Genomic DNA, 15,969 nt, shown 5'->3' on the forward strand with positions numbered 1-15,969 from the left:
TTAATACTTTATTTCAATTTCATCTTCATCAATAAGAAGATTAAAATTGGTGTTATTTTCTTTTAAATCATTAAATATTTTACAAATATTATTTTTAATAAAGGTCTCATTTTTTTTGAAAACTAATAAAAAATTGTTTTTATAAACACTTGTAAAAATAAATCTTATTATGTATTTTGATAATACAATTTGATGTTCTTCAAAACCAGCCTCCAAAATATTTAGTTCTTGAGTTGTTTCTAAAATAGAAGTTTCACATAATCCATGAAATATATTATTTGAAATAAAATTTTCTAAAGGAGCTTTAATTTCAGCTATTGGAGTAGTTTTAGTGATTTTATTTTTAATTACTAAAAACTCATTTTCTAAATCATGATATTTATTTTTTAAAAATTCATCTAAAATTAAATCAGTTGATATTTGAATACTACTTAAGATTTTAGAATTTATTTCATTGTATTCACTATGTAGAATTTCCAAACCATTGATTTGAATAAAAGTAGCATATAATTTTTTTGCTTTTTCTAAATTGATTTGATTTGTTGAATAAAAAAGACTAAGGCTTAAATAAATTTTTGAATAAACAGACAATAAATGAGAAGCAATTTTATATTCATTTACGTATGTATAAATTTTAGTTAAAACATCTTCTAATTCTAAACTAAATTTATAAGAAATAGATTTATTTATACACAAATCAAAAATTGCTAATTTAAAATATTCGTGATAATCATTATTTATAGGATTATATTGTGTAAGTATTTGAGCAATATGATAATACTTATAAATAGGAATATTTTCATCAAAATATAAAAGTTGAAAAATAATTTCCATATTTGTATTGGTTAAATTTTCTTGAGAAAATATAAAATCATCAATAATCAAAAGATAATCAAGTTTTTTCATAAAATCAGGATTAACTTCATAGGTAGTTAATAGAGAATTTAAAAGATTATTTTGAAATTCTTCTTGATTCTGCGCAATCACTTCACTTGGAAGATATAAACTAAATTTTTTGTAATAAAATCTTAAAATTTTTTGGAAATATTCTGAATCAAAATACAAATCTTCATTGAGCTTAGTTTTTAAATCTTTTATTAAATTTAGAATCAAAATTGAAGAATTCTTTTTAAATATTAAAAATTCTTGAGAATCTATATTTTCATTTTCATTTCCAAAATTGCTATCTTTTGACAAAATGTAACCATCTTCATATCTTTCAAGAGTTAATAAATAGTTTTTAAAAGTAGTTTTTAAATCATCTATATCAACTTTAATCTCATCATATGAGAAGTAATATAAATATTTTCCCTGAATGTTATTTAATTTATTTAGTTTATTTTCATCTAATAAAATGGTAAATTTTACAGTATTTATAGTTTCTGTCATTAATTCGATAAAAAATTTAATACATTTTTTTGCAATTATATCAATAGAGTTGAAACTACATAATAAAGTAATAGTTTTTAGTAAAATAATATAAGAATCAAAAGTTAAAGAAAATAGTTTTTCATCTTTTGTGTACAACTCTTGTAATCTTGTTTCGTAAAATCTAAATATTGTAGAAACGGCATCAAAATTGTAATTATTATAAGATTCTAATATCTTTTCATTTGTTCCAATAGCTAAAATATGTAATATTATATTTATATCTTTAAAAAAATAAATAGTATCTTTTTTTGTAATATTTAAAAGTTTTTTTTCAATATAGTGATTTAAATGTTCTTTAAATGTAAGATTATTTAAAAATAAATCCTCTAAATCGTTTGGAATTTTTTCTTTTTTAATAGATAAAGTTTCAATATAGTTTATAGTATATAAAATATTTTTTTCGATAGAACTGATTAATTGATTGTCATTTTTTAAGATATTATATTTTTCTAATATAAAATCTATTTGTTTTATAAAATCTCTTTGTTCTAACTCTTGTCCTGTATACAAAGAAAAAATTGAAGAGTTTACCAAATCTTTATTAATAATCATTGTCTCTCCTCTTGCATATTTCAATTTATTATATAGAAAAGAAACTTATACAAATAATAATTTTAAATTAAGGGAAGTAATTAAGGTTCTCTAAACATATTTAGCTATAATCGATTTACAATTCAAATATAATAAACTATAGGATTTTAGAAATGAGAAATTGGTTAGACAATCATAAAAATGACAAAATTAGAACTCAAATGTACTATGCAAAACAAGGAATTATTACTCCAGATATGGAATATGTGGCAAAAGTTGAGAAACTTGACCCTGAGCTTGTAAGAGCTGAAATTGAAAGAGGAAGATTAATAATTCCTGCAAATGTTAACCATAGACAATTAGTTCCAATGGCAATTGGAATTGCATCTTCATGCAAAATAAACGCAAATATCGGTTCTTCTGCACTTGCTTCAAATGTTGAAGGTGAAATAGAAAAAGTTGATGTTTGTTTAAAATATGGTGCTGATACAATCATGGATTTAAGTACAGGTGGTGACTTAGATATGATTAGAACAGCTGTAATTAAACACTCTACAGTTCCAATTGGAACAGTGCCTATTTATCAAATTTTACATGATGTAAAAGATAAAATCGAAGATTTATCAATTGATGTTATGTTAAAAGTTATTGAAAAACAAGCACAACAAGGTGTTTCATACTTTACTATTCATGCTGGATTCTTATTAGAATTTATGCCTCATGTTGCAAAAAGAAAAATGGGAATAGTAAGTCGAGGTGGTTCTTTAATGGCTGCTTGGATGATGCATTATCACAGAGAAAATCCATTTTATGAAGCATTTGATGAAATTTTAGATATTTGTGCAAAATACGATGTATCTTTATCTTTAGGAGATTCATTAAGACCTGGATGTTTAGCTGATGCATCTGATGAAGCTCAATTAAATGAGTTAAAAGTTTTAGGTGAATTAACACTTAGAGCTTGGGAAAAAAATGTTCAAGTTATGATTGAAGGTCCTGGTCACGTTCCTTTAAATCAAATTGAAAGAAATATGAAACTTGAAAAAGAGTATTGTCACGAAGCACCGTTCTATATTTTAGGACCACTTACAACTGATATTGCTGCTGGTTATGACCATATTTCATCTGCAATTGGTGCAGCTGTTGGTGGATGGCATGGCGCAAGTATGCTTTGTTATGTAACTCCAAAAGAACACTTAGGTTTACCAAATGCGGAAGATGTTAGAAATGGAATTATTGCTTATAAAATAGCAGCTCACAGTGCTGATATTGCACGTGGAAGAAAAGGTGCTAGAGATATTGATGATGAAATGTCTGATGCTAGATATGGCTTTGACTGGAACAAACAGTTTGAATTATGCTTAGATCCAGAAAGAGCTAAAGAATATCATGATGAAACATTACCTCAAGATGTATTTAAAGAAGCAGAATTCTGCTCAATGTGTGGACCAAAATTCTGCTCATATAAAATTACTCAAAAAATTGTAAAAGAGCATGGTCAAGCAATGATTGACATTGCTGGTTAATTAAGATATAAATTATCCTATTTAAAATATAATACAATGATTAAAAAAATATAAAGGAATTTTTATATGGCAAATGTAGAAAATATTAAAAAAGAATTAGAAAATATTAAATATCCAGGTTTTGCAAAATCAATAGTAGAGTTTGGATTTGTAAAAGATATTCAAGTGGATGGAACAAATTGTTCTATTCTTCTTGATATTACTTCAACAGCTGCTGAAGTTGAAGTACAATTAAGAAAAGAAATTGCAGCCTGTTTAAGTGCTATTGGAATAAATGTTACACTAAATTTTAATAAACCACAAGAACAAAAACAAGCAAGTAATAGTGTAAGTGGAAAAAATATAGCTCCTCAAATCAAAAAAGTTGTAATGGTAAGCTCAGGAAAAGGTGGAGTTGGGAAATCAACTACAACTGTAAACTTAGCAGTTGCAGCTGCAATGCAAGGTAAAAGAGTGGGTATCCTTGATGCTGATATTTATGGACCAAATATTCCTCGTATGATGGGTTTACAAGGTAAGGAAGTAGAAATTGTTGGAGATAAAGCAAAACCTTTAAATGCTTACGGTGTTGATGTTATGTCAATGGGTATGTTAATGGAAGAGGGGCAAGCTCTTATTTGGAGAGGTGCTATGATTATGAAAGCAATCCAACAACTTTTAAGAGATATTTTATGGGAAGAGTTAGATATTTTATTTATTGATATGCCTCCTGGAACTGGTGATGCTCAATTAACTTTAGCTCAAAGTGTTCCTGTAAGTGCTGGAATAAATGTAACAACTCCTCAGCATGTTGCACTTGATGATTCAAGAAGATCTTTAGATATGTTCAAAAAACTTCATATTCCAGTTGCTGGAATTGTTGAAAATATGAGTGGATTTGTTTGTCCTTCATGTAATGTAGAATCTGATATTTTTGGAATGGGAACTTGTGAAGAACTTGCAGTTCAATACAATACTCAAGTATTAGCAAATTTACCAATTGAACCAGCTATTAGAGAAGGTGGAGATGCAGGAAAACCTGTAGTTTATTTCAATCCTGAATCAGTTTCAGCAAAAAGATATATGATTGCAGCGGATAAATTAATTCAATTCTTAGCAAATATTGATGACAATATTGATAATTCAGCGATTCAACCAATTATGCCAGCAGGTGTAAGTGCTTGTTCAACTGAAGGTCAAAAAATAAAAGCTGAACATGAATCAGCTCAAAAAGCTAAAAGTGGTGAAAGTTGTGGAACTGGATGTGGTTGCCACTAAAAAACGTAAAATATAAAAAGAGTTTTTGAACTCTTTTTATAAACTTATTTATCAACTCTTGAATTTTTTTCTTCAATCCCAGAAATCCCAAATCTTCTAGCTAACTCTTGTTTAACTCTATCTGGACTTATGTTTTTTGATGCAAGTGCAACTAAAACATGGTATGTAATATCAGCCGCTTCGTAAATAATCTCTTCTGTATCATTATCTTTTATGGCAAAAGTAAACTCGCCAGATTCTTCAACTATTTTTTTAAGCATTGAATTTTGTTTACCTTGAAGAAGTTTTGCTGTGTATGATTTATTTGGATCATCATTTTTTTTCTCTTGAATAGTGTGATATAAAGTATTTATAACTCCATAAGCATTACTTGTATTTATTTGTACATCACTTATAGTTTCATTAGTATTTAGATTTGTGAAAAAACAAGATTTTCTTCCTGTGTGACAAGCAACACCTTCTTGATTTACTTTTAAAAGTAATGTGTCATTATCACAATCAACTAAAATTTCAACAACTTCTTGAAGGTGATTTGAACTTTCACCTTTTTTCCAGATTCTTTGTTTACTTCTACTAAAATAGTGAGCATAGTTTGTTTTGATTGTCAGTTCAAGAGCTTCTTGATTCATATATGCAAGCATTAAAACTTCATTTGTTGTTGCATCTTGAGTAATAACTGGAATTAGATTATCCATCTTTAGCCAATCAATTCTATTTAATTGTTCCATAATCTTTTCCTTTAAAAGTTTGTTTGAACATCAATTCTTAGTAAATCTATAGTTCTTTCTTCTTTATTTATGTCAACATCAATACCAAAGTTAAAATCGTTTTTATTTTTATTTTCTTCAAATGATCTGTAATCTTCAATCTTTTCATATTTAATATTTTCGTCGTATTTTATTTCAGGTTTGATTTTTACAATAGATTCTATTTCTTTTGCATAAATAGAATTTGTCAAGATTAATAAAGAAGTAGGAATTAGTAAAAAAGATTTTTTTTTCATAGTTTTTTAAAGAAGTAGTTACCTACTTCTTTTTATTTATTTATAACTGCATCTCTAGATTTGTCTTTAGTATCAACCCAAATATTTGGAGTTGAACCACCCGGTGTTAAGAATATCTTCGCATCTTTATTTTCTCTTAGTGCATCATTGAATTTACCTTGAACTTCAATTTGTTGCATTTGTAATAGGTTAGAAGTTAAAGATTCAGCGATAGTTTTATTTGCAACAGATTGTGCTTTTGCTTCAATGGTTACAGCATCTGCTCTACCTTGTGCTTCAATTCTTTTAGCTTCTGCTTCACCAGTTGCTTGTGCAGCTCTTTTTTCAGCTTCTTGTTTTGCTCTTAAAACTTCGTATCTTACTCTTTCAGATTCTTGATTAGCTATTTGAACTCTTTCAATTTGTTCTTTAATTTTTTCAGGAAGTACAATTTCTCTTAATTGAACAGACTCAATAGTAACTGAACCTTCAGCTAATTCTGTAACTTGTGTTTTTATTAACGTATCAAGGTTTGTAGCAATTTCGTTTCTTTTCATTGGAAGTTCTTCTGCGTTAAATCCTCCAATAACATTTCTTACAACATTTCTTACAACTGGATTTACTATCTTATCTTCCCAAGATAATCCCCATGTAGCAATCGTAGCTGGTGCTCCTGATGCTGTAAGTCTATATTGAACTGTAAGTTCAATAGAAACAGGTAAACCTCTTGAATCAAGAACGCTAATAGCTGGATTGATTTTAATTCCTGCATCAAATCCACTCATCTCTTCAACACTTCTATAATTTAATAGTCTAACTTTTGTATCAACTATTATAACTTTTTGGAAAACGGGAATATATAAGTGAAAACCAGGATTTAATGGTGTTTCATCGTATTTTCCTGTTGTTGCTTTAATACCAACTTGTCCTGATTCAATAATAACAAATGGTTTAAAAATAAAAAGTGCAGCAATAACTATGATAACTAGATAAAGCATTCCTGCCTTTTTCCCAAAGTTTTTGAAAAACTCTGGTGTTTCAAAAGGAGGTTGGAAATTTCCACCACCATTGTTATTTCCACCACTATTATTCTGTTGTCTATTTTTAAAATAATCGTTGTCTATAGGCATAATTTTCCTTGTTTTAAATATTTAATGGGTTAATGTTACTTAACATTAGTTAACATATGTTAAATACTTAATATATTTTTCATTTTTTCCAGCAACTACATCAAAGTATGCTGATTGAATTTTTTCTGTAATTGGACCACGTGAGCCACAACCAATAACTCTTGCATCAACATCTCTAATTGGAGTAATTTCAGCAGCTGTTCCTGTAAAGAATGCTTCATCAGCGATATAAACTTCTTCTCTACTAATTCTTCTTCTTACAACTTCAATTCCCATATCAGCGGCAAGTTCTATAACAGTAGCTTGTGTGATTGATTCTAATGAGTTATCATTTGGAGGAGTGATTAATTTTCCATCTCTTACTATAAAGAAACAAGCCCCAGATGCTTCAGCAATATAACCTTGGTCATCTCTTAGTAAAGCTTCATCATATCCAGCTTCAACAGCTTCAAATTTTGCCATTTGAGAATTTAAATAATTTGCAACAGCTTTTGCTTTTCCCATACCAGAAGTATTTGGAGTTCTTGTAAATGATGAAATTTTAACTCTTACACCTTTTCTAAGACCTTCTTCTCCTAAATAAGCTCCCCATTCCCATGCAGAAACAGATACATTTACCGGAGCATCTTTATGATAAAGTCCCATAACACCGTAACCTAAGTAAACTAAAGGTCTAATATAAGCACCTTCGAATAATTCATTTTTTTGTAATAATTCAACTTGTGCTTTATTCAATTCTTCAAGTGAAAAAGGTACATTCATTAGTGTCATTTTTGAAGAGTTTAATAATCTTTGTGTATGTTCATTAAGTTTGAAAATAGCACATCTTCCATCAACAGTTTTGTATGCTTTTGTTCCTTCAATAGCACCATTCCCATAATGAAGAGTGTGGCTTAATACATGTACTTTTGCATCATTCCAATTTACAAATTCTCCATCCATCCATATATATTTTGACTCAGTCATTTTATTAATTCCTAATAATTAAATTTTTAATCATCCATTTTATCCAAGATATTATTAAAATAAACTCTTAATAATTAATTATTAGATATTTAAATATAATAAAAGGAAAAAGTATAAAAGAGTAAAAAATGTTTCTAAAAAGGATTTTTAATTTATTGATTTTTATATTTCTTAGCTTTTTTATAACAGCTTGTTCGGTTAACAATAATCAACTTCAAGTTAATCAAAAAAAGATTTATGAAAAAGAGCCAATAACTCCTCAATTAAAAAATGAAATAAATCAAATTTTGCAACTAATCAAACAAAATAATCTAGCTTTATTGAATAGTAAATATATTCATCCAATAAATGGTTATTATGATGTTACAAAATTTGAATATAAAAATATATTTGAAATTAAAAATAGTATTTCAGAACTAAACAATGAAATAGATTCATTTGAAATAAAAACTGAAAAAGTAACTTTTAATTGTAGTCCTTTGGATGATAGTTTATATGGATGGGATAAAGAAGGAGTTTTTTTAAATTCTCAAACAACGCCATTTATTACAAAAATTATGGAAGAAGCAAATATTTTACAAACAAATAGGTTTAAAAAAGAAGAGATTGAAAAAGCAGATTTTATAGAACAAACAAGTTATGAAGTGATAATTCCATACAACATAATATTTTATATAACAAAACTTGAAAATAATTGGTATATAACTTTGATTGATAATGTAACAACAGATTGTAGTAGATAAAGGTTAGAAAATGAGTCAACAAGAGTTTTGGAATAATAAATTTTCAAAAGCAAATTATTTTTATGGAACAAAAGCAAATGAATTTTTAGCTTCAAAAATTGAATTATTTAATAATCATAAAAAACTTTTATGCTTAGGCGAGGGTGAAGGAAGAAATGCGATATTTTTTGCTCAAAATGGGTTTGAAGTAAGTGCAATTGATGCTTCAAATTTAGGATTAGAAAAACTTCAAAATAGGGCTATTGAAGAGAAGTTAGATATAAAAACTACTTGTATGGATTTGAATTTTTGGAAAGTTTTAGAAAAATATGATGTGATAGTAGCTTCTTATTTACACATGTATAAAGATGAAAGAGAAGAGTTATTTAAAAAAATTGAAGATTCTTTAAATAGAAATGGTTACTTTATTGCTGAGTTTTTTTCAACAAAACAATTATCTTTTAATAGTGGTGGACCAAAGGATTTGGATTTACTTTATAGTCTTGAAGATTTTTCAAATTATTTTAATTCATGTAAAAAAAATATTACAGAAGAAATAGTGGTTTTAGATGAAGGAATTGGTCATCGAGGTGAGGCTTGTGTGATTAGAGTTGTTGTTCAAAAGAATTGATTTAACAACTTTTAACTACGATTTAAGTACACTATCTAATAATAAATATCAAAAACAATTATAATTAATAATACAGAGAAAAAAATGTTAGAAACAATAAAAAATTTAATTAAAGAAAAAGTTTTAATAATCGATGGAGCTATGGGAACACAGCTTCAATTAGCAGATATAAAACAAGAAGAGTGGTTATTTGAAAATCAAGATTTAGAAGGTTGTAATGAACTTTTAAATCTTACTGCTCCACATATTTTGGAAAAAATCCATGATGATTATGCTCTTGCTGGGGCTGATTTAATATGTACAAACACTTTTGGTTCAATGCCTTGGGTTTTAGATGAATATGGTATTGGACATACATCTTATGAATTATCAAGATTGGGTGCGGAACTTGTAAAAAAATCTTGTGAAAAATATAGTACACCTCAAAAACCTAGATTTGTTGTAGCTTCAATTGGACCTGGAACAAAACTGCCATCATTGGGTCATATCAAATATGATGAAATGTATGAGGGTTATAAAATTATGGCTCAAGGTTTAGCTGATGGTGGAACTGATATATTTTTACTTGAAACTTGCCAAGATCCACTTCAAATAAAAGCAGCACTTCATGCTTTAAATGACACAGCACCTCATATTCCAATTATGGTTTCTGTAACCATTGAACTTTCTGGAACAATGTTAATTGGAACAGACGCTATGACAATAGCTGCGATTTTAAGTCCATTTAATATTTTATCTTTAGGATTTAACTGTGGAACAGGACCAAAACAAGTTCATAAACATGTTAAAACTTTAAGTGAAGTTTGTAAGTTCCCAATTTCAGTTCATGCAAATGCAGGACTTCCTCAAAATAGAGGTGGAAAAACTTATTATCCAATGCAACCAGATGAATTTACAGCTTTACAAAAAGAGTTTTTAAAAATACATGGAGTTTCATTTTTAGGTGGTTGTTGTGGTACAACTCCTGAGCATATTCAAGCTTTAGCAAAGGCTGTTGAAAATGATGTTCCATTAAAACCTTGCGGATTTTTAAAGGCTTCATTGGCTTCACTTTTTGGAACAGTTCCCCTAAAACAAGAACCAGCTCCACTTTTAATTGGTGAGCGTTCAAATGCAACAGGTTCAAAAGCTTTTAGAGAACTTTTAAAAGCAAATGATTATGAAGGAACTTTAAGTGTTGGACAACAGCAAGTTCGAGCAGGAGCCCATGTAATCGATGTAAGTGTAGGATTTGCAGGTCGTGATGAAAGATTTGATATGGATGAGGTTGTTGCACTTTATTCTCAAAAAGTTGCACTTCCTTTAATGCCTGATTCAACTCAAATTTATGCTTTAGAAGCAGCACTTAAACAAATAGGTGGAAGAGCTATTATTAACTCTGTAAATCTTGAAGACGGTGAAGAAAAATTTGATGCGGTTTGTAAATTAGCAAAAAAATTTGGAGCGGCTTTAGTTTGTCTTGTAATTGATGAAGTTGGAATGGCAAAAACAAAAGAAGATAAACTGAGAATTGCTGAAAGAATTTTTGATTTATGTGTAAATAGACATGGATTTGAAGCTTCAGATTTAGTGTTTGATATGCTTACCTTTACTATTGGTTCAGGAGATGATGAGTATAGAACGGCTGGTGTTGAAACTATGGAAGCTATACGAGAATTTCAAATTTTACATCCAGAAGTGGGAACAACTTTAGGATTATCAAATATCTCTTTTGGACTTGACCAAAAAGCTAGAATTTACCTAAACTCTATCTATCTTGATCATTGTGTAAGAGCAGGACTTACAAGTGCTATTGTAAATGTAAAACACATTTTACCTCTAAATAAAATAAGTGCAGAAGATAGACTATCTTGTGATAACTTGATTTTTAATAATCATGAAAATGGTGACCCTTTATTTGCTTTTATTGAACACTTCTCAAATGTGGAAGCTCAAGAAGAACAAACAGATGAAGAATATCAAAAAATGGAACCAATCAAAAAAGTGCAAAAACTTTTATTGGATGGAGATAAAGATAGATTATTGCCACTTGTTGAAGAGTTAAGACATAGTGTAAATCCTGAAATCATTGTAAATGAATGGTTAATTGATGGAATGAAAATCATTGGTGAACTTTTTGGTTCAGGACAAATGCAGTTACCATTTGTACTTCAAAGTGCTGAAACTATGAAAGCTACCGTTGATGCGCTTAATCCATATTTACCAAAACAAGAAAAAGATAGTGAAACAACGCTAATTTTAGGAACTGTAAAAGGTGATGTTCACGATGTTGGTAAAAATTTAGTTGATATTATTCTTTCAAATAATGGATTTAAAGTTGTAAATGTTGGGATAAAAGCAGGTCTTGATACTTTTATTGATAAATTACAAGAACACAATGCCCATGCAATTGGAATGAGTGGATTACTTGTAAAATCAACAGCAGTTATGAAAGAAAATCTTGAAGAACTTCAAAGATTAGGAATAAAAGTGCCAGTTTTATTGGGTGGTGCAGCACTTACTAAAAACTTTATAGATGATTATTGCCGACCATTTTACGATGGACCAATTTTTTATTGTAGAGATGCTTTTGATGGGGTTGTTTCTATGCAAAGAATTGAATCAGGTGATTCTAATAATACAGCACTTGCAGCTGATTTAATCAAAATCATTGATACAAGCGATAGAGTTGAAGAAGAAGCTGTGGAAATTCCTCCTTACGAAGAGATACCACTTCCTGAAAAAGGAACTTTTACTTTTCCTCCAATTTGGGATAGAATTGCAAAAACTGGTGCAAAACTAGATAAAGAGTTGATTTTTAAATGGATAAATCATAGGGTTTTATTTAGACAAAGATGGGGATACAAAAGAGGAAAACAAGATTCAGCTAAATTTTTACAGTATGAAAAAGATGTAGTTGAACCAACATATCAAGCTTTAAAAGCAGAATTAGTTGATAAAGATATTTTTGACCCTATTGCTATTTATGCTTATTATCCTTGTATTTCACATGATAATAAACTTTATATTTTTGATAAAAAATATTTGTTTAATACTCTTGAAGAATCAAAAAATGTACCACCTTTAAGTGAAGCGATAAAAGTATTAGAATTTCCAAGACAAAAAAGAAAACCGTTCAGATGTATTGCTGACTTTTTTGCAAATGATAGACTTGATGTTGTGGCATTTACACTTGCAAGTGCTGGGCTTAAAATCTCTGATTATGAAAGAAGTATTTATGATAAAGGTGAGTTTAGTAAATATTACCAAGTTCATGGACTTGGAGTTGAACTAGCTGAAGCTCTTGCCGAAGTTTTACACAAACAAATAAGACTAGATTTAGATATTGTGCCAAAAGAGGGACACACTCTAAATGATGTTCAAATGAAACAATATGTAGGTTGCCGATATTCACCAGGATACGCAGCTTGTCCAGATTTAGCAATGAATAGAGATATCTTTGATTTACTAAATCCTGAAGAGTTCGGAATAGAATTATCTGAAACTTTTCAAATGCATCCAGAACAAACAACTTGTGCTATTGTGGTTACTCACAAAGAAGCAAACTACTACAATATTTAACACTAAAACAAAGGATGCATCTTTTGCATCCTTATATATTTTTCCATAGGATTACAATTTGACAAACAACGCTAAAGGTTTAGCTCTTACATCTTTGGGTGTATTTATTATGAGTTTAGAATCTCTTTTTATAAAATTTACAACAATTTCGCCTTTTTTATTCTCTTTTTATATAGGAATATTTATGTTTATTTCTATGATTTCAACATTTTTATTTAAAGAAAAAGCCGTTTTAAAAAAAGCTTTAAATACAAATTTACCTATGATGATAGTTTGTGCTACTTTGATGGGAACTTCAAATATCTTTTTTATCACAGCTGTAAAAACAACAACTGTAGCAAATGTTGTAATTATTTTTAGTACAGCTGCTCTTTTTTCTGCTTTATTTGCTTATTTATTTTATAAAGAAAAAATTACAAAAAATATAATAATTGCTTCATTTTTTATGTTTGTAGGATTATTTATAATATTTAATGACAAACTAGAAATAGGAAGTATTGAAGGAAATATTTATGCTCTTTTTTGTACAGCATTATTTGCTACTTCGTATGTTTTATTATCACGATATAAAGATATGAATAGGGTTGTTTTAACTGCTTTTAGTGGATTGGCCTTGAGTATAATTGCATTTTTCTTTTGTGATGAATTAGCTATTGATTTTAAAACTTTAACAGTTGTAATGATTATGGGATTGTTAATAAGTCCTATTTCAAGGGTATTATTAGGTACTGGAGCAAAATATATAAGGGCTAGTGAAGTTTCTCTTTTGATGATTATTGAAACTATTATGGCACCTATTTGGGTTTGGATATTTTTGAATGAAGTACCAAGTTCTTATACATTTATTGGAGGAAGTATAATAATAGCTACTTTGATAATAAATTCGATATATACTTTAAAAAAAGAGAATTAATAAGTCTATCTTTCCAAACGAGAATTTGGAAAGATATGATTTCTAATTAGGCTTTAATTTCACACTTTTTGCATCTAGCATCAAAACTATATTTACCCGCACCAATAAACATAATTGAAATTGAAGCTAAAAGATAAATTAATGCTAATTCAATTACTGGACCACCACTTTTCCCTAAAGCAAAAAGTTCACTACCATGAGCTAAAAATATTGCAAAAACCATAGTTAAAGCAAAAAACAGCGATGAAATTCTAGTAAAAAGCCCAAGAATAATTAAAATAGGGAAAACAATTTCTCCTAAATAAACTCCATAAGCTACAAACTCAGGAAGACCAGCACTTGTAACTAAAAATTTTATACCATCAATTCCATTAAAGAATTTAAAAAATCCATGAAATAACATAAGTCCAGCAATAGATAATCGTAAAATTAATTTTCCAATATCTTCATTTAAAACAGATTCTAATTTGTTTTCAAAACAAGTCATTTAATAATTCCTTTTATTTTTTCGCGATTGTAACTATTTAATATTAAGTAATTGTTTAGTGTGATATTTTCGTAATAAAATCAAAGCTAAAACACAACCCAATAAGGCCCAAGCCATGTCACTTTGGGTATCCCAAATATATCCTTGAGTTCCTAAAAAATCATTTGAAGCTTCGTTTGTAAAAATAGCAACCCACCATTCTACAAGTTCATAAAAGGCAGAAAGTGCTAAACAAAAACAAATAATAAAAAAATTCCTCCATGATTCAATAGTAATGATACTTTTTCTTATGATTATTTCTCTGGCTATCATAGCTGGAATAAAACCTTGGGCTAAATGACCGAGCTTATCATAGTCATTTCTTTCTTGATCTAAAATCTCTTTTATAAAATCAAATAGTGGAACATGGGCATAAGTATAGTGACCACCAATCATCAAAATGATGCAATGGATTAAAATCAATGTATAAACTAAAGATGTGAGTTTAAATTTTTTATAAGTAAGTGCTAAAACAATTAAAGCAATTATTGCTGGAAGTACTTCTAAAAACCAAGTGAATAAATCTTTTGGATTAATGATCGACCAAATAAAAACAGAAAAATAAACAAATAACCAAATTTTAATCATTGTAATCCTTTAGAAATGTTAATTATCCTATAATAAAGCTTCAAAATTATTATAAAGGCTTATTATGAACTATACATATTTTAATCCAACTTCAATTGAGTTTGGAACAGATAAAATAAAATCAATAGTTAACTATATTGATAAGAAATTAAAAGTATTAGTTGTTTATGGTGGTGGAAGTATCAAAAAGAATGGAGTTTATGAACAAGTAAAAACAGCACTTGAGGGTTATACTTGGTTAGAATTTAGTGGAGTTGAACCTAATCCATCTTATGAGACTTTAAATAAAGCCGTAAAAATCATAAAAGATGAAAAAATAGATTTTGTTTTAGCTGTTGGTGGAGGTTCTGTAATTGATGGAAGTAAATACTTAGTTGCAGCTGCCCTTTATGATGGTGATGGTTGGGATTTTTTAGATGGTTCAAAACAAGTAGAAAAGGCACTTCCTTTAGGAGCTATTTTAACTCTTCCTGCAACAGGAAGTGAATCAAATACAACAGCTGTAATTTCAAAAAAATCAACAAATGAAAAAAGATATTTTGGTTCACCTTTACTTTATCCAAAGTTTGCAGTTTTAGACCCAAATGTAATGAGTACATTAGATGATAGACAATTAGCAAATGGTTTAGTTGATGCATTTGTACATACATGTGAACAATATTTAACATATCCAAATACATCACTTTTACATGATGGTTATGCTCAAACTATTTTAAAAGGTTTACATACTTTATCAATGGATTGGGAAAATAGAAAAACAATTTCATGGCAAGAAAATCTAATGCTATTAGCAAATCAAGCTTTAAATGGATTTATAGGTTCAGGAGTTCCTCAAGATTGGGCAACACATATGATAGGACATGAAATAACTGCATTTTATGGACTGGACCATGCACGAAGTTTAGCAGTAGTTCAACCACAACTTTTAAGAGTAATGATTGAAGATAAAAAAGAAAAATTAACTTTGATGGGTAAAGAAGTTTTTGATATGCCAAATAACTATGAATTAGTGATTGAAGCAATTGAATACATGTACAATAGTATTGGTGTGAGTACGAATTTAAATGATTATGAGATTGATGATAAAGTAGTTGAAAATATCACAACAGCTCTAAAAGCTCATGGCATGACAAATATTGGAGAAAGAGGAAATGTTACTTTAGAAAAAGTAGCTCAGATTTTAAATATGGCTATGAAAAAATAAA

The 15,969-nt window shown here is 28.5% G+C and carries 14 protein-coding genes; 7 read left to right on the plus strand and 7 right to left on the minus strand.

Features of this window, described 5'->3' with window-relative positions:
- Positions 1–1,983 (minus strand): hypothetical protein, encoded by a 1,983-nt coding sequence (locus ASUIS_RS00745; RefSeq protein WP_118885247.1) that lies wholly within the window; start codon positions 1,981–1,983, stop codon positions 1–3.
- A gap of 152 nt (positions 1,984–2,135) precedes the next feature.
- On the opposite strand from ASUIS_RS00745, the gene thiC reads away from it, so the two are divergent.
- Positions 2,136–3,488 carry a phosphomethylpyrimidine synthase ThiC gene (gene thiC, locus ASUIS_RS00750; RefSeq protein ID WP_118885248.1) on the plus strand — a complete coding sequence of 451 codons (1,353 nt, stop codon included), beginning with the start codon at positions 2,136–2,138 and terminating at the stop codon, positions 3,486–3,488.
- A 66-nt stretch (positions 3,489–3,554) separates the two neighbouring features.
- Complete coding sequence (locus ASUIS_RS00755; RefSeq protein ID WP_118885249.1) at positions 3,555–4,745, plus strand: Mrp/NBP35 family ATP-binding protein; 1,191 nt, start codon at positions 3,555–3,557, stop codon at positions 4,743–4,745.
- A 44-nt stretch (positions 4,746–4,789) separates the two neighbouring features.
- On the opposite strand, the gene hisIE is transcribed toward ASUIS_RS00755, so the two are convergent.
- From hisIE to ASUIS_RS00775, 4 genes are read right to left on the minus strand one after another with little or no spacing between them, the layout of a single operon-like run.
- Positions 4,790–5,473, minus strand: a complete 684-nt coding sequence (hisIE, locus tag ASUIS_RS00760) for a bifunctional phosphoribosyl-AMP cyclohydrolase/phosphoribosyl-ATP diphosphatase HisIE (protein ID WP_118885250.1) — start codon at positions 5,471–5,473, stop codon at positions 4,790–4,792.
- A gap of 11 nt (positions 5,474–5,484) precedes the next feature.
- Entirely contained in the window at positions 5,485–5,748 is a 264-nt protein-coding gene (locus ASUIS_RS00765; RefSeq protein ID WP_118885251.1) for a hypothetical protein, read from the minus strand.
- Positions 5,749–5,780: 32 nt separating this feature from the next.
- Positions 5,781–6,857: a prohibitin family protein gene (locus ASUIS_RS00770; RefSeq protein WP_118885252.1), complete on the minus strand. Its 1,077-nt coding sequence runs from the start codon at positions 6,855–6,857 to the stop codon at positions 5,781–5,783.
- 45 nt (positions 6,858–6,902) lie between these two features.
- Entirely contained in the window at positions 6,903–7,823 is a 921-nt protein-coding gene (locus tag ASUIS_RS00775; protein WP_118885253.1) for a branched-chain amino acid transaminase, read from the minus strand.
- Positions 7,824–7,978: 155 nt separating this feature from the next.
- On the opposite strand from ASUIS_RS00775, the gene ASUIS_RS00780 reads away from it, so the two are divergent.
- The 4 genes from ASUIS_RS00780 (at position 7,979) to ASUIS_RS00795 (ending at position 13,650) form a co-directional block, all read left to right on the plus strand.
- The gene (locus tag ASUIS_RS00780) at positions 7,979–8,566 is read left to right on the plus strand and encodes a hypothetical protein (RefSeq protein WP_128326723.1); all 588 of its coding nucleotides are present in this window, start codon (positions 7,979–7,981) and stop codon (positions 8,564–8,566) included.
- 10 nt (positions 8,567–8,576) lie between these two features.
- Complete coding sequence (locus ASUIS_RS00785; RefSeq protein ID WP_118885255.1) at positions 8,577–9,176, plus strand: class I SAM-dependent methyltransferase; 600 nt, start codon at positions 8,577–8,579, stop codon at positions 9,174–9,176.
- An 84-nt stretch (positions 9,177–9,260) separates the two neighbouring features.
- A complete protein-coding gene (metH, locus tag ASUIS_RS00790; RefSeq protein ID WP_118885256.1) occupies positions 9,261–12,737 on the plus strand; it encodes a methionine synthase in 3,477 nt (1,158 codons plus the stop codon).
- A 58-nt stretch (positions 12,738–12,795) separates the two neighbouring features.
- Positions 12,796–13,650: a DMT family transporter gene (locus ASUIS_RS00795; protein WP_118885257.1), complete on the plus strand. Its 855-nt coding sequence runs from the start codon at positions 12,796–12,798 to the stop codon at positions 13,648–13,650.
- A 46-nt stretch (positions 13,651–13,696) separates the two neighbouring features.
- On the opposite strand, the gene ASUIS_RS00800 is transcribed toward ASUIS_RS00795, so the two are convergent.
- Positions 13,697–14,137 carry a DoxX family protein gene (locus ASUIS_RS00800; protein WP_118885258.1) on the minus strand — a complete coding sequence of 147 codons (441 nt, stop codon included), beginning with the start codon at positions 14,135–14,137 and terminating at the stop codon, positions 13,697–13,699.
- A 33-nt stretch (positions 14,138–14,170) separates the two neighbouring features.
- Positions 14,171–14,764: a DUF2238 domain-containing protein gene (locus ASUIS_RS00805; RefSeq protein ID WP_118885259.1), complete on the minus strand. Its 594-nt coding sequence runs from the start codon at positions 14,762–14,764 to the stop codon at positions 14,171–14,173.
- 64 nt (positions 14,765–14,828) lie between these two features.
- Between ASUIS_RS00805 and ASUIS_RS00810 the strand changes: the two genes are divergently transcribed.
- A complete protein-coding gene (locus ASUIS_RS00810) occupies positions 14,829–15,968 on the plus strand; it encodes an iron-containing alcohol dehydrogenase (RefSeq protein ID WP_118885260.1) in 1,140 nt (379 codons plus the stop codon).
- Position 15,969 lies beyond the last annotated feature (1 nt).

It is taken from the genome of Arcobacter suis CECT 7833, assembly GCF_003544815.1.
GTDB lineage: Bacteria > Campylobacterota > Campylobacteria > Campylobacterales > Arcobacteraceae > Aliarcobacter > Aliarcobacter suis.

What these genes read in the sequence shown, in the direction of transcription:
- ASUIS_RS00745 (WP_118885247.1), bottom strand. Translation starts at nt 1,983, where the DNA reads ATGATTATTAATAAAGATTTGGTAAACTCTTCAATTTTTTCTTTGTAT.
- ASUIS_RS00800 (WP_118885258.1), bottom strand. Translation starts at nt 14,137, where the DNA reads ATGACTTGTTTTGAAAACAAATTAGAATCTGTTTTAAATGAAGATATT.
- ASUIS_RS00810 (WP_118885260.1), top strand. Translation starts at nt 14,829, where the DNA reads ATGAACTATACATATTTTAATCCAACTTCAATTGAGTTTGGAACAGAT.
- ASUIS_RS00765 (WP_118885251.1), bottom strand. Translation starts at nt 5,748, where the DNA reads ATGAAAAAAAAATCTTTTTTACTAATTCCTACTTCTTTATTAATCTTG.
- ASUIS_RS00805 (WP_118885259.1), bottom strand. Translation starts at nt 14,764, where the DNA reads ATGATTAAAATTTGGTTATTTGTTTATTTTTCTGTTTTTATTTGGTCG.
- ASUIS_RS00785 (WP_118885255.1), top strand. Translation starts at nt 8,577, where the DNA reads ATGAGTCAACAAGAGTTTTGGAATAATAAATTTTCAAAAGCAAATTAT.
- thiC (WP_118885248.1), top strand. Translation starts at nt 2,136, where the DNA reads ATGAGAAATTGGTTAGACAATCATAAAAATGACAAAATTAGAACTCAA.
- metH (WP_118885256.1), top strand. Translation starts at nt 9,261, where the DNA reads ATGTTAGAAACAATAAAAAATTTAATTAAAGAAAAAGTTTTAATAATC.
- hisIE (WP_118885250.1), bottom strand. Translation starts at nt 5,473, where the DNA reads ATGGAACAATTAAATAGAATTGATTGGCTAAAGATGGATAATCTAATT.
- ASUIS_RS00770 (WP_118885252.1), bottom strand. Translation starts at nt 6,857, where the DNA reads ATGCCTATAGACAACGATTATTTTAAAAATAGACAACAGAATAATAGT.
- ASUIS_RS00755 (WP_118885249.1), top strand. Translation starts at nt 3,555, where the DNA reads ATGGCAAATGTAGAAAATATTAAAAAAGAATTAGAAAATATTAAATAT.
- ASUIS_RS00775 (WP_118885253.1), bottom strand. Translation starts at nt 7,823, where the DNA reads ATGACTGAGTCAAAATATATATGGATGGATGGAGAATTTGTAAATTGG.